Source organism: Nocardia sp. NPDC056064 (genome assembly GCF_042266925.1).
Lineage (GTDB): Bacteria > Actinomycetota > Actinomycetes > Mycobacteriales > Mycobacteriaceae > Nocardia.
This window is the reverse complement of record NZ_JBHJWO010000001.1, coordinates 4,404,341-4,422,533: the sequence shown is the minus strand read 5'-3', so window position 1 is coordinate 4,422,533 and position 18,193 is coordinate 4,404,341. Positions and strand designations below refer to the sequence as shown.

At 67.8% G+C, this 18,193-nt stretch carries 19 protein-coding genes; 7 read left to right on the top strand and 12 right to left on the bottom strand.

All coding sequences use genetic code 11. The features are described 5' to 3' along the window. The first annotated feature begins 32 nt into the window (after positions 1-32). From ACFC06_RS20590 to ACFC06_RS20570, 5 genes are all read left to right on the top strand, one after another. On the top strand, positions 33-1,409 hold the full coding sequence (locus ACFC06_RS20590) for a sensor histidine kinase (RefSeq protein ID WP_375935660.1): 1,377 nt from the start codon (positions 33-35) through the stop codon (positions 1,407-1,409). A gap of 297 nt (positions 1,410-1,706) precedes the next feature. After that, positions 1,707-2,117 carry a WXG100 family type VII secretion target gene (locus ACFC06_RS20585; RefSeq protein WP_375933461.1) on the top strand — a complete coding sequence of 137 codons (411 nt, stop codon included), beginning with the start codon at positions 1,707-1,709 and terminating at the stop codon, positions 2,115-2,117. Continuing rightward, positions 2,117-2,422: a WXG100 family type VII secretion target gene (locus tag ACFC06_RS20580; protein WP_375933458.1), complete on the top strand. Its 306-nt coding sequence runs from the start codon at positions 2,117-2,119 to the stop codon at positions 2,420-2,422. The genes ACFC06_RS20585 and ACFC06_RS20580 overlap by 1 nt, the downstream gene beginning before the upstream one ends. A gap of 57 nt (positions 2,423-2,479) precedes the next feature. After that, the gene (locus tag ACFC06_RS20575) at positions 2,480-3,709 is read left to right on the top strand and encodes a hypothetical protein (RefSeq protein WP_375933455.1); all 1,230 of its coding nucleotides are present in this window, start codon (positions 2,480-2,482) and stop codon (positions 3,707-3,709) included. Between the two features lie 26 nt (positions 3,710-3,735). Beyond that, positions 3,736-4,104, top strand: a complete 369-nt coding sequence (locus ACFC06_RS20570; RefSeq protein ID WP_375933452.1) for a hypothetical protein — start codon at positions 3,736-3,738, stop codon at positions 4,102-4,104. Positions 4,105-4,122: 18 nt separating this feature from the next. Here the strand turns inward: ACFC06_RS20570 and ACFC06_RS20565 are convergent, their stop codons facing one another. The 12 genes from ACFC06_RS20565 to ACFC06_RS20510 all read right to left on the bottom strand — a co-directional run bounded on the left by ACFC06_RS20565 (position 4,123) and on the right by ACFC06_RS20510 (position 15,668). After that, a complete protein-coding gene (locus tag ACFC06_RS20565) occupies positions 4,123-4,608 on the bottom strand; it encodes a h domain protein (RefSeq protein ID WP_375933449.1) in 486 nt (161 codons plus the stop codon). Continuing rightward, entirely contained in the window at positions 4,605-5,426 is an 822-nt protein-coding gene (locus ACFC06_RS20560) for a hypothetical protein (RefSeq protein ID WP_375933446.1), read from the bottom strand. The genes ACFC06_RS20565 and ACFC06_RS20560 overlap by 4 nt, the downstream gene beginning before the upstream one ends. Then, positions 5,423-6,826: an MCE family protein gene (locus ACFC06_RS20555; protein WP_375933443.1), complete on the bottom strand. Its 1,404-nt coding sequence runs from the start codon at positions 6,824-6,826 to the stop codon at positions 5,423-5,425. The genes ACFC06_RS20560 and ACFC06_RS20555 overlap by 4 nt, the downstream gene beginning before the upstream one ends. Then, the gene (locus tag ACFC06_RS20550; protein ID WP_375933440.1) at positions 6,823-8,043 is read right to left on the bottom strand and encodes an MCE family protein; all 1,221 of its coding nucleotides are present in this window, start codon (positions 8,041-8,043) and stop codon (positions 6,823-6,825) included. The genes ACFC06_RS20555 and ACFC06_RS20550 overlap by 4 nt, the downstream gene beginning before the upstream one ends. Continuing rightward, positions 8,040-9,302: an MCE family protein gene (locus ACFC06_RS20545; RefSeq protein ID WP_375933437.1), complete on the bottom strand. Its 1,263-nt coding sequence runs from the start codon at positions 9,300-9,302 to the stop codon at positions 8,040-8,042. Before ACFC06_RS20545 ends, ACFC06_RS20550 begins: the two co-directional genes overlap by 4 nt. Beyond that, entirely contained in the window at positions 9,299-10,366 is a 1,068-nt protein-coding gene (locus tag ACFC06_RS20540; protein ID WP_375933434.1) for an MCE family protein, read from the bottom strand. Before ACFC06_RS20540 ends, ACFC06_RS20545 begins: the two co-directional genes overlap by 4 nt. Continuing rightward, positions 10,359-11,387, bottom strand: a complete 1,029-nt coding sequence (locus tag ACFC06_RS20535) for an MCE family protein (protein ID WP_375933431.1) — start codon at positions 11,385-11,387, stop codon at positions 10,359-10,361. Before ACFC06_RS20535 ends, ACFC06_RS20540 begins: the two co-directional genes overlap by 8 nt. Continuing rightward, the gene (locus ACFC06_RS20530; protein WP_375933428.1) at positions 11,384-12,583 is read right to left on the bottom strand and encodes an MCE family protein; all 1,200 of its coding nucleotides are present in this window, start codon (positions 12,581-12,583) and stop codon (positions 11,384-11,386) included. Before ACFC06_RS20530 ends, ACFC06_RS20535 begins: the two co-directional genes overlap by 4 nt. 4 nt (positions 12,584-12,587) lie before the next feature. Beyond that, positions 12,588-13,439, bottom strand: coding sequence for an ABC transporter permease (locus ACFC06_RS20525; protein WP_336086583.1), 852 nt, complete (start codon positions 13,437-13,439; stop codon positions 12,588-12,590). 5 nt (positions 13,440-13,444) lie between these two features. Beyond that, entirely contained in the window at positions 13,445-14,209 is a 765-nt protein-coding gene (locus ACFC06_RS20520; RefSeq protein ID WP_375933424.1) for an MlaE family ABC transporter permease, read from the bottom strand. A 324-nt stretch (positions 14,210-14,533) separates the two neighbouring features. After that, entirely contained in the window at positions 14,534-15,436 is a 903-nt protein-coding gene (locus ACFC06_RS20515) for a 3-oxoacyl-ACP reductase (protein ID WP_375933421.1), read from the bottom strand. 43 nt (positions 15,437-15,479) lie between these two features. Further along, complete coding sequence (locus ACFC06_RS20510; RefSeq protein ID WP_375933418.1) at positions 15,480-15,668, bottom strand: ferredoxin; 189 nt, start codon at positions 15,666-15,668, stop codon at positions 15,480-15,482. Between the two features lie 188 nt (positions 15,669-15,856). On the opposite strand from ACFC06_RS20510, the gene ACFC06_RS20505 reads away from it, so the two are divergent. Together ACFC06_RS20505 and ACFC06_RS20500 are read left to right on the top strand one after the other, a co-directional pair. Next, complete coding sequence (locus ACFC06_RS20505) at positions 15,857-17,050, top strand: acyl-CoA dehydrogenase family protein (RefSeq protein ID WP_375933415.1); 1,194 nt, start codon at positions 15,857-15,859, stop codon at positions 17,048-17,050. A 23-nt stretch (positions 17,051-17,073) separates the two neighbouring features. Beyond that, complete coding sequence (locus ACFC06_RS20500) at positions 17,074-18,168, top strand: acyl-CoA dehydrogenase family protein (protein WP_375933412.1); 1,095 nt, start codon at positions 17,074-17,076, stop codon at positions 18,166-18,168. Positions 18,169-18,193 lie beyond the last annotated feature (25 nt).

Below are 18,193 nucleotides of genomic sequence, written 5' to 3'. Positions count from 1 at the left end.
CGGCGATTCCGCTGCGGGTGACACTGGTGCTGATGCTGGTGCTGCTGGCCGGGATCGGTTTGGTGGCTTCGGGTTTCGTGGTGACCACCGCGACGGAGAACTCGCTGCGCAACCGCACCGATCAGCAGCTGGCCGACGCGGCGATCGAATGGGAACGCCGGATGAGTGTGCCCGCGCCGCCGACACCACCGCAGAACACCGGCGGCCAGCCGCCGAGCCGGTACTACCTGCGCGCCGAAAGGCTCGACGGCAGCAAGACATTGGTGCTCGACCACGTGTTCGGCACCGACGCGGAACCCGAGCTGCCCGATCCCCCGGTGACGAAACCGGTGACCGTGGGCTCGACCGGCGAGTCCACCGAGCAGTGGCGGGTGCTCACCGTGCGCGGGCACAGCTCGCAGGCGACGGTGGCGCTGCCGCTCACCGAGAACATCGACACCGTGCGCGATCTCGTCGTCGTCCAGCTGATCGTGGGCGCCCTGGTGCTCACCGCGCTGGCGGTGGCCGCGTATTTCGTGGTGCGCGGCAGCCTGCGACCGCTGCGGCGGGTGGAGGCGACCGCGGCGGCCATCGCCGAGGGGCAGCTGCATCGCCGGGTTCCGGTGCGCGGCAACGACACCGAGGTCGACCGGCTGTCGCGCTCGCTCAACAGCATGCTCACCCAGATCCAGCAGGCCTTCGCCGCGACCGAGGCGTCCGAGACCGCGGCGCGCGAATCCGAGTCGCGGATGCGGCGATTCGTCGCCGATGCCAGTCACGAGCTGCGCACCCCGCTCACCACCATCCGCGGCTTCGCCGAGCTCTACCGCCAGGGTGCCACCGGCGACCCGGCGATGTTCATGAACCGCATCGAACACGAGGCCCAGCGGATGGGTCTGCTGGTGGAGGACCTGCTCATGCTGGCCCGGCTGGACGCCCAGCGCCCCGTCGACCTGCGTCCGGTGGACCTGCTCGCCCTCGCAGGCGACGCCGTGCACAGCGCCCGCGCGATCCATGCCGCCGAGGGCGCGCACCGCCCCACCACCCTCGAAATAGCCGACGGCACCGGCACTCTGGAGATCCTCGGCGACGACCACCGCCTGCGCCAGGTACTCACCAACCTGCTCGACAACGCCCGCACCCACACCCCCGACGGCACCGCGATCACCGTCCGCCTCACCCCCGCCGAGGACGAGGTACTCCTCGAAGTGGCCGACACCGGCCCCGGCCTGCCCCCCGAGGACGCCGCCCGGATCTTCGAGCGCTTCTACCGCACCGACGCCTCCCGCGCCCGCACCAGCGGCGGCACCGGCCTCGGATTGTCCATCGTCTCGGCCCTGGTCGCCGCCCACGGTGGCACGGTCGAGGTCACCAGCGAGCCGGGCGTGGGCACCACCTTCACCGTCCACCTCCCCCGCACCGAGTCTTGAGACAGGCGGAAGGTTCAGCCCTCAACGCCGCTGAAGGCAACCGAGAACAATCCACCGCCTCCGACAACACCGAACACCTGTGACCAGACGACCGCGACAGGGGCCGAGGTTATCGCGTGGATGTTCACGACGGGGACGCAATACCGAAGCTGCCGCCACATTCCGACACAATGCCATTGCATTGCCTGAGGCCGAGCACCGCATGACCGCGGTCACAGACACTCCTGGGCCGGTAGACCGGTCGCGCGATCGCAGCCCGACTGATTAGTCTCCTGTGAGCATCGACACCGTCGGCCGATGGAACCGAATCGCGTCGACTCCCGTCCAAACCATCATGATCGCCAAACACCAGAGTACCGGCGCATGACAAGCCAACCCGGTTCGACCAGCACCGACTTCGCCCTCGTTCCAGACGAGGTCAGCGATGCAGGACGTTACCTTCAGCAGGTTGCCGATACCCTTGTCAGCGGGCTCGCCTCCCTCGACACCGATATCACGGCACTGTTGTCCACTTGGAGTGGCGTTTCCGCCGATTCATTCAGTGCAGGATGGACCGAGACCAAACAGGGCGCCGACACTGTTCTCGAAGCCCTCGCCGACATGGCCGAACTGCTCGGTGTCACGAGCACGACACTCGATGACCAGGACCATTCATGGGCGGCAGACACCTCCTCCCTGTCTGGATCTCTCGACCTACCGGGACTCTGATGGTCGAGAACGCGCAACCATTTCGCGTCGATCTCGACGAACTCGAACAGATCATCGCCCGAGTGTCCGGATTCGTCGGTTTCCTCAACGACAGCCTCGACGGACTGCAGCGGAGGGTGTCGACCGTCCAACAGAATTGGAACGGCGATGCCGCAGATGCCCAGGCCGAAGCATTCCGTGAGTGGCACACCGGTGCAACCGATGTCGCCGACGGAATCGCGGTCATGCGGCAGGCCGCCGTGGACGCTCACGGCAGGTACCACGCCGCCATAGCTGCGAACCTCGCCATGCTGGGCAGGGCGTAACCGCCGATGACAACCCTGGTAGTCGACCCCACGGTATACTCACTAGCCGGGGCTTCCATGCACTCCTATGCCACCGAGTATCAGCGCGTCTACTCCGCACGGATCGCAGCCCTCAGTGGCACCGCCAATATGGGCGGCAACGTCGGCGAGTCCAAAGCGTGGGCAACTTCCTACGATTCGACTGTCATGACTGCGATGAGCATGACCGAGTTGCTCATCACCGCGATGGGGAACTACGCCAATATCCTGCGCGAGCTCGGCTACAACCACGCCTTGGCCGACTATGTCGCAGGCACCGGTCGGCTCGAACCGACCAAACCCACCCAACTGGCCCCGGCATGGGCCCCATGCCTCGTACCGCCACCATCCGCGGGTGGTCCGGGCAGTGGCCTGTTCGACGACGTCGGATTCGCGGTGTCGGCGCTCGAGGACTTCGGCGTTTCGATACCCGATGGCGAACCGCACGATCTCCTGACCGCCGCAGATACCTGGGACAAATTCGGCTCCGAGTCAGGAGTAGGCAATCTGCCAATCCTTCTGGATCAGCTCGCGAAGACCTTCGAACGCGAAACCGCACCAGACGCAGCGCTTGTTGACGACGACATCCGCGAACTGAAGAAGACTGCGGAAGGAGTCCTGACCCTCTACAACGATCTCGCCAAGTCCTGCCGCGAGCACCGTGCCGCAATACTGGAGTTCCGAACACAGCTCGGCCAGCTGCTGGTTGATCTCGCGAAGGACCTCGCCCAAGAAATCGCAGAAACAGTCCTCCTCACCGTCATCGCGGGCGCCTTGACAGCCGGATTCGGCGGCGCCGCCATCGCGGCTGCCAAGGCAGGCAAGCTCGCGCTGAAGATGCAGCAGTACGTCAACCGTGTCCTCGACGCCAAACGTACAGCCAAATTCGTCGAGAAAGTCGCCCAGACCGGCGATGATCTCGAAGCCAGACGTGCCGCAACTCAGCAGATCGCCGACCTTCTCGCGCAACGCATGGCCGATATCGCCAAGGCAGCGCGAGACAAGCTCAAGGGCTCCCTCGATTACGCGCTCGACAAGGAGGCGATGGGTCACGTCTTCGTGCCGAAGCATAAACTGGATAATCTCGTGAAGTCACTGGGCGGCGAAGAAGCGACGATGACCAAGATCATCGAGAACGTTCAGGGCGTTCCCGACGGTGTATACAATGCCTCGAATCCTCTGGTGCGCACAATCAACGGTGAGACCGTTCATATCCGTGGCGCGATGATCGATGGCGTGTTCAAAATCGGCACCGCCTACATTCCCTGACCACAGCGCAATACCGCAGGAGAACGATGAGCAGCACACCCATTCAGCCGCGCCCGCTGAGCGACCTCGAGTCCGCAGTCGTCACCAAGATGCTGTCGGCCGGTGGAGCGGGCGCCGACGAACTCCTCGCACAGATCCCACATTCGCGGGTTGTTGCGACGTGGGGTGTCGGGTCTCCCAGCATCGACCTGGCTGTGCAGCCTGGAGCTGTGCAGACAGCCTGGTCCGCAGATGGGATCTTCGCCAACGGAGCCGTCACCGACTGCAGCGGGTCCCCGGTCGGCGAGATCATTCTGTGGGTGGAGAAAGGCCTGCTGAGCAGCATCGAGTACGCCTGGTATACCGACGAGCGTCCGCGCACCCTTCCTGAACCTGCCCGGATCGAAGTGCTCTGACAGCGAGGTGCGTCGAGATCAGACCGGGGTGACCTGGGAGACCAGCCAGCGGTCGCCGGACTTGTCCAGGGAGACCCGGACCCGGCTGCCCGAGGTGGTGCCGTCGGGGGTGTCCTTGCTGGTGGTGAGCTGGTTCAGGTAGAGCAGGACGACGGCGTGGTCGGGGTCGGCGTCGACGATGCCCTCGGCCTGGGTGGTGGCCTTGACGGTGAGCTGCTTCTCCTTGGCACCGGGGGCGATGGCCTCGGTGATCAGCTTCAGGTAGTCCGAGCGGAAGGACTCGGTCAGGCCCTCGGCGGCCTTGGTCAGCTCGGTGTCGACGGTGGCGGGTTCGTAGGTGAACATGGCGCTCACCGTGTGGCTCGCCGTGCTCATGGCATCGGAGCGGGCCTGCTCGGTGCGGTCGTGCTGCCAGAGCTGGTAGCCGCTGACGCCGAGCACGGCCGCGGCGATCAGGCCGACGAACGCGAGACTTCCGAAGACGATCTTCATGCTCTGGCTCATCCGACGAACTCCACCTTCGACACGGTCATCCCGGTGTCGGCGTTCGACACGGTGACGCGGAACCGGTACTGACGCGACTGCGGTTCGGGCGAACCGTTGTTGCTCACCGTCTGCTTGGCGGCCACGAGCACCTGGGCCGAGTCCGCGTCGGCGGTGACGATGCCCGACTCGACGACCTCGCCGGTGGAGACCACATTGGCCTGCTTGACGATGTCCATGAACGGGTCGACGCGGCCGTCGAACTCGGTCTTGAAGTCGCCGGAGGCCACCGCGAGGATGCGGTCGATGTCCTCCTTGGCCGATCCGGCGCGGATGGTGGTCAGGTTGAGTACGGCCTGGCGGGCGGTCTCGGTGTACTGGGCGCGCAGGTCGTCGTTGTGGTCGACGCGGTAGGCGGTGTAGGCGGTGAAGCCCGCGCCGCCGGCGAGGCCGAGGACGAGCAGAACGGCGGCGGCCAGGGCGAGGACGCGACCGACCGAAGTCGCGGAGTCGCTGCCGACCGGTGCGGTCGCATCGCGCTCGATGTCCGCGTCGAGCCGCGCGGTGTCGGTCTCGAGCCGCACGGTGTCCTCGGCCGGCGGCACCGAAGCGGCGGCGATCTTCGCCGTGGCCTCAGTCTTGGCCGGGGCGTCGGCGAGCTTGTCCGTCTTGTCGACCACCGCCGTCGAAGTGACCCGCACCGTCGGGTCGACATCCGCGGCCAGTGATGCGGTTTCGCTCTTACCGAGTGTGACCGTGGCAGCCGTGGCATCCTCGACCGGCGGGCCCGCCGAGCGGGCGGCCCGCCTGCGCGGGCGGCGGTTGTCGTTGTCGTTCATCGTTGCTGCTCCTCCAACATCGCCTGCCAGCTGGCCGGGACCGTGCCCGAACCGTCCGTGGCGATATCACCTTGGCGGTAGGTACGTCCGTCGGTGCCCAGATAGCTGCCTGTCGACGGATCATAGGGGCGCGCTGCGGCGGGGGTCACACCACCCGTCGATGCGCCTGCCGGTGCCGAGGCCGGGGCGACCGGCTGAACCGGGCCGAACGGCGGATTGTTGCCCTCGGGCACGAACCCGGTGCGGCACAGCTCGGGCGTGGGCGCCCGCACCCCGGGCACCTCCATGCACGGGGTGTTGCGGATGCCGCGCACGGCGATGTTGGAGTCCTGCGGCACCTTGCAGTACAGCCCCGGCGGCGTGTCCATCGGGGTCAGATCGCTGGGCTGACGCCACTGGTCGGCGGGCAGGAAGCCGGTGGTGCAGGCCGGGGGGTCGTTGAGCACGGTCATGAAGTCGACCATGACGCCGTACTGGATCGGGCCGCGAATCGCGGTGCGCAGCGCGGCGATCAGCGGCGGGAACACGACAAGAAGCTGTTCGACGCTGGCGTTGTAGGTCACGCCGACCTGGCCGATACTCACCAGATTGCTGGCCAGCAGTGGCAGCGTCGGACGCAGGTCCTGGAACTGCTGGTTCACGGTCTCCATCGCGGAGGGGCTGTTGTTCAACAGGTTTCGCAGGGCGGGGTCGTGTTCGCGCAGCTGATCGGTGACGGTCGCCAGATCCGCTGTCCAGGAACGGATGTCGTCGGCGGAGCGGGTCTGGGTGTCCAGCAGCGGGCCGATCTGGTCGAGCAGCTTCTTGGTCGGTTCGATGTCGTCTTCGGCCTGCTGGATCAGCAGTGCCGCCGAGTCGATGAACCGCTGCAGGTCGGGCCCGGCGCCGTTGAAGGCGTAGAAGGCCTCGTCGATGACCTGCTTGAGGCGGGTGTCGGCGACGGTGGCCAGCAGTTTGTCGGCCTGGTCGAGCATCGCGCCGACGTCCTGGGGCAGGTGGGTGCGCTGCACGGGGATCACCGAGCCGTCGCGCAGGTGGCCGTCGGCGGGTTGTTCGCTGGGCACCAGGTCGACGTACTGTTCGCCGATCGCCGACACACTGCGCACCCACGCGCTGGAATCGGCGGGCACCTTGTAGTCGCTGTCGATCGACAGATCCGCCTCGACGCCTGCCGGGGTGAGCCGCACGGCCTCGACCTTGCCGATGTTCTGGCCGCGGTAGGAGACATTGGCGGTGGGATAGAGCCCGCCGGTGGCCTCGAGCTGCACGGTGACCGCGTACCGGCCGATGCCGAGCATCGCGGGCACCTGCAGGTAGGTACCGCCCATCACGACGAGACCGACCACGGTGAGCACCGCGAAGATCACGAGCTGGGCTCGCACGAACCGGGTGAGCTTCATCGACCCGCCCCTTCCTGGCCGGGCAGCGGCGCGGTGATACCGGGGATGGCGGGCAGGCCGGGGATCGGCGGCAGCCCGGGCACGTTCAGCGCGGGCGCGGGGGCGGGCGGTGCCGCGAAGGGCGCGGTGGCCGGGTCGCCCGCGTCGGTCGCGGTCGAGGGCGCGAACGAGCCGACCACACCCTCGACCCCGCCGAAGCGGCCACCGAGCGGGGTGCCGGTGAGCCAGTTGCTGTCGAGGCGGCTGGCGGTGAGGTCGAAGGTGATGAACAGGTTCATGTAGTCGCCCATGATGGCGTTGTCGATGTTCTTGATGGGGAACGGGAACGTCGGCAGGATGCCCATCGCCTGGACCAGGTTGTTGCCGGTGTCGGCCAGGGTCTTCAGCACCGGGCCGAGGCTGCGCAGGTTGGCGACGAGGTCGTCGCCGCTGGTCTTGATGAGCCGCTCGCTGACATCACCGAGTTCACCCAGCGCGGTGATCGCGTTGGTGATGTTCGCCGACCGGTCGGCCAGCGCCGTGAGGGCCGGATGGATCTGCTCGATCGCCTGCGCGATCACATCCTTCTGCCCGGCGAGCTTGCCCGCGAGCTGGTCCAGGCCCTCCATGGCCGCGATGATGCTGCCGGTCTGGCGTTCCAGGCCGGTGGTCAGCTCGTTGAGCTGCGGGAGCAGGTCGGCGATCTCGGCCTCGCGGCCGCCGAGCATCGCGTTGAGCTCGGTGGTGATGGTCTCTAGCTGCGCGATGCCGCCGCCGTTGAGCACCACCGACAGCGACGACAGCACCTGCTCGGTGGTCGGGTACGCCCCGGCCCGGTCCAGCGGGATGACATCCCCGCCGCGCAACTGCCCCACCGGCTCGACGGTGGTCGGCGCGGACAGCTCGAGATGGTTGCTGCCCAGCAGACTGGTCTGGCCGATCTTGGCGACCGCGTTGGCGGGCAGGTGGACATCGGGATTGAGCGAGACCGTCACCAGCGCGTGCCAGCCCTCGACCTCGATCCCGGTGACATTGCCGACCTCGACGTCGTCCACCCGCACCGGCGAATTGCGGGTCAGGGTGGTGACATTGGGCATCTGGATCCGCACCGTGTACGAACCGGGCCCGCGGCCCTCGGAGCCGGGCATCGGCAGGGAGTTGAGTCCGTCGAACTGACAGCCGGTGGTCCCGAGTGTCACGGCGACGCCGAGGGCGAGCCCGGCGAATGCGCGCCTCATCGCTGTCCTCCTGGAACGGCAAGCCCGGCAAGACCTTCGGGCACGGTGATCGGGGCGACGGCGGGCGTCTGGTTCCGCGGGGCCTGCCCGGCCAGGCTCGGCGGGCTGTACTTCAGCTGGTCGGGGAAGGCCGTGACACCGCTGGCCGGGTTGGTCATGATGGGCACGTAATTCATTGCCAGCGAACTGATCACCGGTGCCAGGAACTCCGCGCACAGGTCAGCGGACTTGTCCGAGTTGTTGTTCTCGAGCGCGCGGATCGAACCACACAGGAAGCTCAGCGGATTGGCCGTGTTGTTCAGCGCGACCGCGCCGGTCAGCGAGCCCTGGGCGGGCTTGTAGAGCTGGTAGAAGTTCACCATCGCGGTCGGGCCGGAGTGCAGCACCCGTTCGATCTCGGGCCGCTTGTCCACCAGCGTCTGGGTGACATCGGCGAGCCGCTCGACACCCTCGGTCAGTTCGCCACCGGTGCCGTCGAGGAAGCGCTTCACATCGGCCAGCGCCACGTCCAGGCTGTCGAGCCCGTTGCCGAGGTCTTCCGACGCTCCGGCCAGCACCGAGGACACCGAGGACAGCCGGCCGCTGAACTGCACGATCTGCTCATTGCTCGCCGAGAGCACCTCGACGAAGTGCTGCAGGTTGCGGATGGTGCCGAACAGGTCGGTGCGGCCGTCGGAGAGGGTGGTCAGGGTCGCGGACAGTTCGCGCAGGGTGTCGCGGAACTTCTGGCCGTTGCCGTCGAGGTTGTCGGCGGCGGTGTCGACGAAGCGGCCGAAGGAGCCCTTCTCGTCGTCACCGACCGGGCCCAGCGCCGTGGAGAGCTTGGTCAGTTCGGCCTTGATCTCGTCCCATTCCACCGGCACCGCGGTGCGCGCGAGCGGGATCTGCGCGCCGTCGGCCAGTTTCGGGCCGCCGGAGTAGGCGGGGGCGAGCTGCACGAACCGGGCCGAGACCAGCGAGGGCGCGATGATCACCGCGCGCGCGTCGGCGGGCAGGTCGACATCGTCGTCGATGCTCATGCGCACCTGCACCTGGCCCTGACCGGGTTCGATCGAGTCGATGCTGCCGACGGTGACCCCGAGGACACGCACCTCGTCGCCTTCGTAGAGCCCGGTGGTCGAGGTGAACGCGGCGGTCACCGTGTTCTTCCCGCCGCCGGTGAGGAGGTAGACGCCGAGCGCGACCAGTGCCGCGATCACCACCACCGCCACCGCGATCGTCCAGCGCGGCAGTCCGCGCACCTGCTGGGTGAAGCTCATCGCGGCGGATCCTCCTCGGCGGGAGCGATGTAGGGCGTTCTCGGGTTGGTGAAGATGTCGATCAGGTCCTGGGGCACCTGTTCGGGCCAGACCAGCGCGTCGACGAGTGGACGCAGCTCGGTACTGGTCGCGTTCACCACGTAGGCGTTGAACCACGGGCCGTTGCCGACCTGCTCGCCCAGCGCCGCGGCGTAGGGACCGAGGCCGTCCAGGGCGTCGCGCAGGTTCTGCTCGTTGCGCTGGAGCAGGCCGAGCACCGAGTTGAGGCGGTCGAGCACCGGCCGCATCTGTGGTTCGTTGTCGGCGACCAGGCCCGAGAGCTGCCTGGCCACATCGTCGACGTAGACCACGAGCTGGTTGATCGCGGCCCGGCGCCGGTCGAGCTCGCCGAGCAGTTCGTTGCCGTCGAGCAGCAGCGTGTTGAGCTGGGTGCTGCGGTCGGCCAGGATCTTGGTGACGTTCTGCGCCCTGGCCAGCAGATCGGTGAGCGCCTGGTCGCGGGTGTTGATACTGCGCGACAGGGCGGTGACGCCGTCGAGCGCGTTGCGCAGCGGGCCGGGGGTGTCGGCGAAGGCGGCCGAGAGGGTGTCGAGGGTCTGGTCCACCTGGTCCAGGTCCAGGTCCCGCACGGTGCCGCCGAGATCGCTGAGCGCCTCGTTGAGCGAGTAGGGCGAGGTGGTGCGCTCGACCGGGATGGTGTCGGCGGTGCCGATGGCGCCGGGCCCGGCGGGCACCACGTCCAGGGACTTGCGCCCGAGCACCGTGTTGGTCTTGATCGCGGCGGTCGTCTTCTCCCCCAGCACGATCGACTCGTCGAGATCGAACTTCACCAGCACCTTGTCGCCGTCGAGCGAGACCTGCCGCACCTCGCCCGAGCGCACGCCGGCCACGTGCACCGGGTCGCCCGGCACCAGCCCGCCCGCGTCGACGAACTTCGCGGTGAAGGTCGCGCCGGAGCGGATGAACGGCAGCTCGGTGAACTGCAGCGTGGCCAGCGAGATCGTCACCGCCAGCACGATGCCGACGATGCCGATCGTCGCGGCCGAGGACTTGTTCTCATTCATTGGGCGTGCACCTTCCGGTCGCCTGCAGACCCGGCATGTGAACCTCCATCGGCTGGCCGTCGGGGCCGCTGACCAGGATGTTCGTACCGCAGATGTACAGCTGCAGGAACGAGCCGTAGGCGCCGATCCGGATGAGCTTCTTGTAGGTCTCGGGCAGCTTGCCGAGCACCCAGTCGAGGTGGTCGGAGCCCTCGTCGAGGTTGGTGGCCAGGCGGCCGGTCTGTTCGATGGTGTTGCGCAGATCCGGGCGCGCCGTCACCAGCAGGTCGTTGAGTTCCTGTGTCGCACCGGCGATACGCGGTAGCGCGGCGCCGATCGGGTCGCGCTGGGCCGACAGGTCACTGACCAGCCGCTGCAATTCGTCGATGGTGGTGGCGAACTGGTCGCCCCGGTCGTCGATGGTGGCCAGCACGGTGTTCAGGTTGTCGATCACGCTGCCGATCAGCGCGTCGCGATCCGAGAGCGTCTTGGCGAAGTTGCCACCGCTGTTGAGCAGCGAGACCAGCGTGCCGCCCTGGCCCTGGAAGATCTGCAGCAGCGCCTCGGTGAGGTCGTTGACCTGGGTCGGGTCGAGTCCGCGCAGCAGCGGTTTGAAGCCGCCGAGCAGCAGGTCGAGATCCAGTGCGGGCGAGGTCTGTTCGAGGCCGATGGTGTCGCCGTCGGAGAGCCGCCGGGCCGAGCCCGGCCCTTCCAGCAGTTCCAGGTAGCGATCGCCGACGAGGTTCTCGTACTTGATCGTGGCGCGGGTGCTGGCCAGCACGGCGTACTTGCTGTCGACGTCGAACTCGACGTGCGCGTGGTTGTCGTCACCGACCTTCACCGAACTCACCGACCCCACCGGCACCCCCGCGATGCGCACTTTCGCACCGGGCAGCATGCCCGAGGAGCTGGTGAACACGGCCTGGTAGCCGGTCTCGCGGGAGAAGCGCGCCTGGCTCAGCACGATCGCCAGACCGGCGAACACCAGCGTCATCACCACGGTGAAGATCCCCAGCTTGACGGTCGTCCCCGTGTTCCTCACCGCGTCACTCCCGGCATTCCGTCCAGCAGGAGCTGGAAAACCCTTGGCAGACCGTTGAATTCGTGCGAGGTGTTCGGGGTGTACGGCGCGCCCTGGCTGGTGTCGGTCACCACGTAGTCCGAATGGCTGTTGGGCACCCGGTCGACCACGCCCTCGCAGTGCGGGCCACCGGTGGCGTTCACCTTCGGCAGGTCGTCGGGGTAGGAGTACGGCTTGGCGCCGAGCATGAAGCTGGCGTTCATGCCGACACCGGGCAGCCTGCCGCCCATCATCTCCTCGGCGATCGGCATCAGCGGGCCGAGGCCGTCGATGATGCAGCCCAGCGCGGGCGCGTAGTCGAACAGCAGGCCGGTGGTCGGGCGCAGCAGATCCAGCGCGGTCACCAGATCGTGCTCGTTCTCGCGCAGCACCGAGCCGACCGTGTCGGACAGCCCGATCACGTTCACCAGCACGTTGTCGAGCTGGCCCTGCATCTCGGCGATGGTCTGCGAGGTGACCGTCGCGTTGTCGACGGTGCGCAGCAGCGGGTCGGTGACCTCGCTGTAGAGATCGGTCACCGCGGCGGTCTTGTCCAGGTCCGACTGCAGCGTGGGCAGGTACGGATTGAGTTCGCGCAGATAGCGATCCGAGCGCACCAGCAGGTCGCCCATCTTGTCGCCGCGGCCCTCGAGCGCGGTGCCCAGCGCGGTCAGCGTGGCATTGAGCTTCTCCGGCTCGACCTGGGCGAGCACGTCGGACAGGTGCTGGAACAGGGTGTTGAACTCGACGGTCACCGAGCTCGCGGCGACCGTGGAGCCGGGTGCGAGCGAGGTCGTGGCCGGCTGCTCGGGGACGATGAAGTTCACGTACTTGGCGCCGAAGACCGTGGTCGAGCGGATGTCGACACCGGCGTTGGCGGGCACCAGCTTCAGCTGGTCGGGGTCGACCTCGAGGCGCAGCTGGGCGCCGTCGTCGTGCAGGGAGATGTCGGCGACCCGGCCGATCTCGACACCGCGCACCTTCACCTTGGCGTCGGGGTCGAGCACGAGGCCCGAGCGGGGCGCGTCGATCAGCACCGTGGCGGTGTTGGTGAAGGCACCCTGGAACAGGGCGATCGCGAGCGAGGCGCCCGCGACGAGCAGGCCGACCAGCGCGAGCGCGGCGAGCTTGCGCCCGAGCCCGCCCTGCAGTGCGGCAACGATCCGTGAGGTGTCCATCGCGCTATCCCGAGAGGTGGAAGTTGCCGGAGGTGCCGTAGATGGCCAGCGAGATCAGCAGGGTCACCGTGACCACCGCGACCAGCGAGGCCCGCACCGCGTTGCCGACCGCGATCCCGACGCCGACCGGACCACCCGCGGCGGTGAAGCCGAAGTAGGTGTGGATCAGCATCACCGCCAGCGCCATCACGATCGCCTGCGCGAACGACCAGAGGATGTCGCTGGGGATCAGGAAGGTGGAGAAGTAGTGGTCGTAGACGCCCGCGGACTGGCCGTAGATGACCACGGTGGCGAAGCGGCTGGCCAGGAAGGAGGCGATCACGGCGAGCGCGTAGAGCGGCACGATCGCGATCATGCCCGCCAGCACCCTGGTACCGACCAGGAACGGCACCGGCCGGATGGCCATCGATTCCAGCGCGTCGATCTCCTCGGCCACCCGCATGGCGCCGAGCTGGGCGGTCGCGCCCGCGCCGATGGTGGCGGCCAGGCCGATGCCGGAGATCACCGGCGCGGCGATGCGCACATTGATGAAGGCGGCGAAGAAGCCGGTCAGCGCCTCGACACCGATATTGCCGAGCGAGCTGTAGCCCTGCACCGCGATGGTGCCGCCTGCCATCAGCGTCAGGAACCCGACGATGACGACGGTGCCGCCGATGACGGCCAGCGCGCCACTGCCCATGCTGATCTCGGCGATGAGCCGGATGGTCTCGGTGCGGTAGTGCACCAGCGCGCGGGGCACCGAGGCGAGCGCCTTGACGAAGAAGATCGCCTTGTCGCCCAGGGAATCCACGGATTTCGAGGCCCGCTCGAAACGGCGGACCGTGCGCGGGAACTTACTGCGAACAATGAATGCCATCGTGGTCACCGCACCGTGAATTTCAGGCCGATCGCGGTGACCACGACGTTCACCACGAAAAGGGCCATGAAGGCGAATACCACTGTTTGGTTCACCGCGTCACCGACACTCTTGGGCCCGCCTTTCACCTGCAATCCCAGATAGCAGGCGACCATTCCGGCGATCAGGCCGAACAGGCCGGCCTTGATCTCGGAGATGATCAGTTCGGGCAGATTCGTCAGCAGCGGAATGCCGTTGACGAACGCGCCGGGATTCACGCCCTGCAGAAAGACCGAGAAGGCGAAGCCGCCGACGATACCGACCGTGCACACCAGACTGTTGAGCATCAGCGCCACGAACATCGAGGCGAGCACGCGCGGCACGACGAGCCGGGCGACCGGGTCGATGCCGAGCACCTTCATCGCGTCGATCTCCTCGCGGATGGTGCGCGCGCCCAGGTCGGCGCAGATCGCGGTGGCGCCCGCGCCCGCCACGATCAGCACCGTGACGATCGGCCCGACCTGGGTGACGGCGCCGAAGGCGGCGGCCGCACCGCTGAGGTCGGCGGCGCCGATCTCGCGCAACAGGATGTTGAGGGTGAACACCACCAGCACCGTGAACGGAATCGCGACCAGCAGTGTCGGCACGATGGAGACGCGGGCGACGAACCAGGACTGGTCGACGAATTCGCGCCATTGGAAGGGTCGGCGGAAGGTGGACCGAGCCACTTCCGCGCCGAGTTCGAAGAATCCGCCGACCGCCCGCAACGGGACAGCAAGGAGGTCGTTCATGCGGATTCCTCCTTGTTCGACGGGCGGACCGATATGCCCGCGCACCCGTACTTCACCGCCACCCCGATCTGAAGACTGCCCAAAGACTAGAACACGTTCCCGCTAATGTCTGCCGTTTGAGGAGACTCAGACCAGGACATTTTCTGGTATTTCGGATCCAAAACTGAAACGAATGCTGATCGAACTCACCCGGCCTCCTGTGAGGTGCCACACACCCCGACGCTCATGTCTACCAACACCTGGACCGCCGTACAACAGGACTCAGGTCAATGTTTCGTCGCGGCGCGTGGCGAGCCAACATCCGGCAAATCGCCGGTGCGCGGATCAGCCCAGATCGCGGAGGGCGCGAGCCGAGAAGGTGTGGTCGGCGGGACGCTCTGCGAAGTAGCCCGCCAGCGTGGCGGCCAGGTCGGCCTCGGACCACTCGGCGCCGGCCGCGTCGAAGCGCTGCTCGACCGTCGGTGCAGCCATGAGCGCCACCATCGGTCCGTAGACGACGAACACCTGGCCGTTGACCGCCTCGGCGGCGGGCGAGGCGAGGTAGGCCACCAGCTTGGCCACATGCTCGGGGGCCAGCGGGTCGACCGTGCCCTCGGGCGCGGAGTCGAAGACCGCCTCGGTCATCGCCGTCCTGGCCCGCGGGCAGATGGCATTGGCGCGCACGCCGTAGCGCGCGAGGCCGCGGGCCGCGGTGAGCGTGAGAGCGGTGATACCCGCCTTGGCGGCGCCGTAGTTGGCCTGCCCCTCCGGACCGAGCAGACCCGCCTCGGAGGAGGTGTTGATCAGGCTGCCGTAGACCGGCGCACCCGCCGCCTTGGAGGCCGCGCGCCAGTAGGCACCGGCATTGCGCGAGAGCAGGAAGTGCCCGCGCAGGTGCACCGCGATCACCGCGTCCCAGTCCTCGTCGGACATGTTGAACAGCATGCGATCACGGGTGATGCCCGCATTGTTCACCACGATGTCGAGGCCACCGAGGGCGTCCTGCGCGGTCGCGATCAGGGCGTCGGCGGTGGACCGCTCGGCGATCGAGCCGCCGACGAACTCGGCCTTGCCGCCGAGCTCGCGGATCGCGGCGATGGTCTCGGCGGCGGCGTCCTCGGTGAGGTCGTTGACGACCACCGCCGCGCCCGCCGCGGCCAGCGCGAGAGCTTCGGCCCGGCCGAGTCCCGCGCCGGCGCCGGTCACGATGGCGACCCGGCCCTCCAGTGAAGTCTGCATCACACTCATCGGGCCGACTTTAGAACGTGTTTCACTATCCGACAAGAGGCGATCACGCCAACCGCAACGCGGCCTTGGGACACTGCGCCACGGCCTCCTCCGCGTCGGCGACGCGATCGTCGGCCACGTCACCCTCGAGCACGTGCAGGTTGTCGTCGTCATCGAGTTCAAACATGTCAGGGGCGATTCCGACGCAGACGCCGTTCGCTTCGCACCGGTCGAAATCGACGATGATCTTCATGAGAGCTTCCTTCCACGCGGTCTCGGCGACACTAACCCGGGCTGTGGGTCCCGCGGAGCGGAACGGCCACCGATTCACTGTCAATACTGGAACATGTTCCAGTTGATATGCAATGATCGGTTTCGGCGGGGCTCATCCCCTGCGTCCCGCCACCCACTGTTTGGCCGCGAGAGACCGAGGTAGCAAGCATGCGCGTCGCGTATACGCCGCAGCAGGAAGAACTCCGCGCCGAGCTGCGCGAGTATTTCGGCAAGCTGATGACGCCGGAGCGGCGCAAGGCGCTGAGCCTGCAGACCGGCGAATACGGCGAGGGCGATGTCTATCGCGAGGTCGTGCGGCAGATGGGCCGCGACGGCTGGCTCACGCTGAGCTGGCCGAAGGAATACGGCGGCCAGGACCGCACCACGATGGATCAGCTGATTTTCGTCGAGGAAGCCGCCATCGCCGGCGCCCCGGTCCCCTTCCTCACCCTGAACTCGGTCGCGCCGACGATCATGCAGTACGGCACCGAGGAGCAGAAGAAGTTCTTCCTGCCCAAGATCGCCTCGGGCGAACTGCATTTCGCCATCGGCTACTCCGAGCCGGGCGCGGGCACCGACCTGGCCTCGCTGCGCACCTCGGCCGTGCGCGACGGCGACGACTTCGTGATCAACGGCCAGAAGATGTGGACCAGCCTCATCGCCTACGCCGACTACATCTGGCTGGCCGTGCGCACCGACCCGTCGGCCAAGAAGCACAAGGGCATCACGATGTTCATCGTGCCCACCGACACCGCGGGCTTCTCCTGGACCCCGGTGCACACCATGGCCGGGCCCGACACCTCCGCCACCTACTACCAGGACGTGCGGGTGCCCGCCTCGGCCATGGTCGGCCCGGAGAACGGCGGCTGGTCGCTGATCACCAACCAGCTCAACCACGAGCGCGTCGCGCTCACCTCGGCCGGACCGCTCTCGCTGGCGGTGAACCAGACCGTGGAGTGGGCCAAGAAGACCATCGGCCCCGACGGCCTGCGCGTCATCGACCAGGAATGGGTGCGGCTGAACCTGGCCCGCGTGTACGCCAAGGTCGAATACCTCAAACTGCTGAACTGGGAGATCGCCAGCCGCGCCGACCAGGGCGGAGAGGCGGCGCCCAAGCCGTGGGACGCCTCGGCCTGCAAGATCTACGGCACCGAGCTGTCCACCGAGGCCTATCGCCTGCTCATGGAGGTCGTCGGCGCGCACGGCTACCTGCGTCAGGACTCCCCCGGCGCCGCGATGCTGGGCAGGCTCGAGCGGATGCACCGGGCCGCGCTGATCCTCACCTTCGGCGGCGGCACCAACGAGGTGCAGCGCGACATCATCGCCATGACCGCCCTGCGCCAGCCCGCCTCCGCCCGCTGATCGACGAAAGCCGGTATCCCCTCATGGATTTCACTCCCACCGAAGCCCAGCTCGACCTCGCCCGGCTGACCGGCGATATCTGCGCCAAGCTCGTCACCGCCGACCGCCTGCGCGAACTCGACACCGCGGGCCGTTTCGACGAGCAGCTGTGGAAGGCGCTCGCCGACGCGGGCGTGCTGGCCGCCGCCCTGCCGGAAGACCTGGGCGGCAGCGATTTCGGCGCACTGGAACAGACCGCGATCCTGCGCGAACTCGGCAAGTCCGTGGCCGCGGTGCCGGTGCTGTGGTCGGTGGTCGTGGCCGCCGACGCGCTGGCCCGCTTCGGTGACGCCGATCAGCGCGCCCTGGCGGCTCGCGCGGGCACCGGCGAGATCGTGCTCACCGCCGCACTGGCCGAACCGCTGCACGCCACCACCGACGCGCCGGGCATCGCGGCCACCGAGGCCGACGGCTGGACCCTCACCGGCACCGCGACCACCGTCGCCGTCGCCGACCGTGCCGAGCGAATCCTGGTGCCCGCCCTGGTTTCCGGGCAGACCGCGGTGTTCGTGGTCGACCCCGCGCACGCCTCGGTGACCCGCACCGCCCAGCAGGTGGTCGACCTCGCGCCGGAGTTCCTCGTCGAGTTCTCGAACACCCCCGCCGAGCTGCTCGGCACCCTCGACACCGGCGCCGAAGTCCTGTCCCGGCTGCGCGAGCAGGCCTGGCTGGGCCTGTCGGCCCTGCAACTGGGCACCCTGGAGCGGGCGCTGGAACTCACCGCCGAGCACACCCGCACCCGCGAACAGTTCGGCAAGCCGCTGGGCTCGTTCCAGGCTGTCGCCCAGCGCCTTTCGGACGCCTACATCGATATCGGCGGCCTGCGCCTGGCCGTCACCCAGGCCGCCTGGCGCGTCACCGAGGGCCTGCCCGCCACCGAGGCCGTCCACATCGCCAAGTTCTGGGCCGCCGAAGCGGGCCACAGGGTCGCCCACACCGTCATCCACATCCACGGCGGCCTCGGCATCGACCGCGACCACATCGTCCACAACTACTTCACCGCCGCCAAACACCACGAATTCGCCCTCGGCGGCGCCACCCCCCACCTCCTCGCCTTGGGCGCAGAACTGGCGAGTTAGCTACACCCGCACACGAAAGCGGACG

Coding starts and splice junctions, on each gene's coding strand:
- ACFC06_RS20590 (WP_375935660.1), top strand. CDS start 33: ATGCTGGTGCTGCTGGCCGGGATCGGTTTGGTGGCTTCGGGTTTCGTG.
- ACFC06_RS20585 (WP_375933461.1), top strand. CDS start 1,707: ATGGAACCGAATCGCGTCGACTCCCGTCCAAACCATCATGATCGCCAA.
- ACFC06_RS20545 (WP_375933437.1), bottom strand. CDS start 9,302: ATGAGCTTCACCCAGCAGGTGCGCGGACTGCCGCGCTGGACGATCGCG.
- ACFC06_RS20565 (WP_375933449.1), bottom strand. CDS start 4,608: ATGAGCCAGAGCATGAAGATCGTCTTCGGAAGTCTCGCGTTCGTCGGC.
- ACFC06_RS20570 (WP_375933452.1), top strand. CDS start 3,736: ATGAGCAGCACACCCATTCAGCCGCGCCCGCTGAGCGACCTCGAGTCC.
- ACFC06_RS20520 (WP_375933424.1), bottom strand. CDS start 14,209: ATGAACGACCTCCTTGCTGTCCCGTTGCGGGCGGTCGGCGGATTCTTC.
- ACFC06_RS20580 (WP_375933458.1), top strand. CDS start 2,117: ATGGTCGAGAACGCGCAACCATTTCGCGTCGATCTCGACGAACTCGAA.
- ACFC06_RS20575 (WP_375933455.1), top strand. CDS start 2,480: ATGCACTCCTATGCCACCGAGTATCAGCGCGTCTACTCCGCACGGATC.
- ACFC06_RS20505 (WP_375933415.1), top strand. CDS start 15,857: ATGCGCGTCGCGTATACGCCGCAGCAGGAAGAACTCCGCGCCGAGCTG.
- ACFC06_RS20525 (WP_336086583.1), bottom strand. CDS start 13,439: ATGGCATTCATTGTTCGCAGTAAGTTCCCGCGCACGGTCCGCCGTTTC.
- ACFC06_RS20540 (WP_375933434.1), bottom strand. CDS start 10,366: ATGAATGAGAACAAGTCCTCGGCCGCGACGATCGGCATCGTCGGCATC.
- ACFC06_RS20560 (WP_375933446.1), bottom strand. CDS start 5,426: ATGAACGACAACGACAACCGCCGCCCGCGCAGGCGGGCCGCCCGCTCG.
- ACFC06_RS20530 (WP_375933428.1), bottom strand. CDS start 12,583: ATGGACACCTCACGGATCGTTGCCGCACTGCAGGGCGGGCTCGGGCGC.
- ACFC06_RS20555 (WP_375933443.1), bottom strand. CDS start 6,826: ATGAAGCTCACCCGGTTCGTGCGAGCCCAGCTCGTGATCTTCGCGGTG.
- ACFC06_RS20550 (WP_375933440.1), bottom strand. CDS start 8,043: ATGAGGCGCGCATTCGCCGGGCTCGCCCTCGGCGTCGCCGTGACACTC.
- ACFC06_RS20515 (WP_375933421.1), bottom strand. CDS start 15,436: ATGAGTGTGATGCAGACTTCACTGGAGGGCCGGGTCGCCATCGTGACC.
- ACFC06_RS20500 (WP_375933412.1), top strand. CDS start 17,074: ATGGATTTCACTCCCACCGAAGCCCAGCTCGACCTCGCCCGGCTGACC.
- ACFC06_RS20510 (WP_375933418.1), bottom strand. CDS start 15,668: ATGAAGATCATCGTCGATTTCGACCGGTGCGAAGCGAACGGCGTCTGC.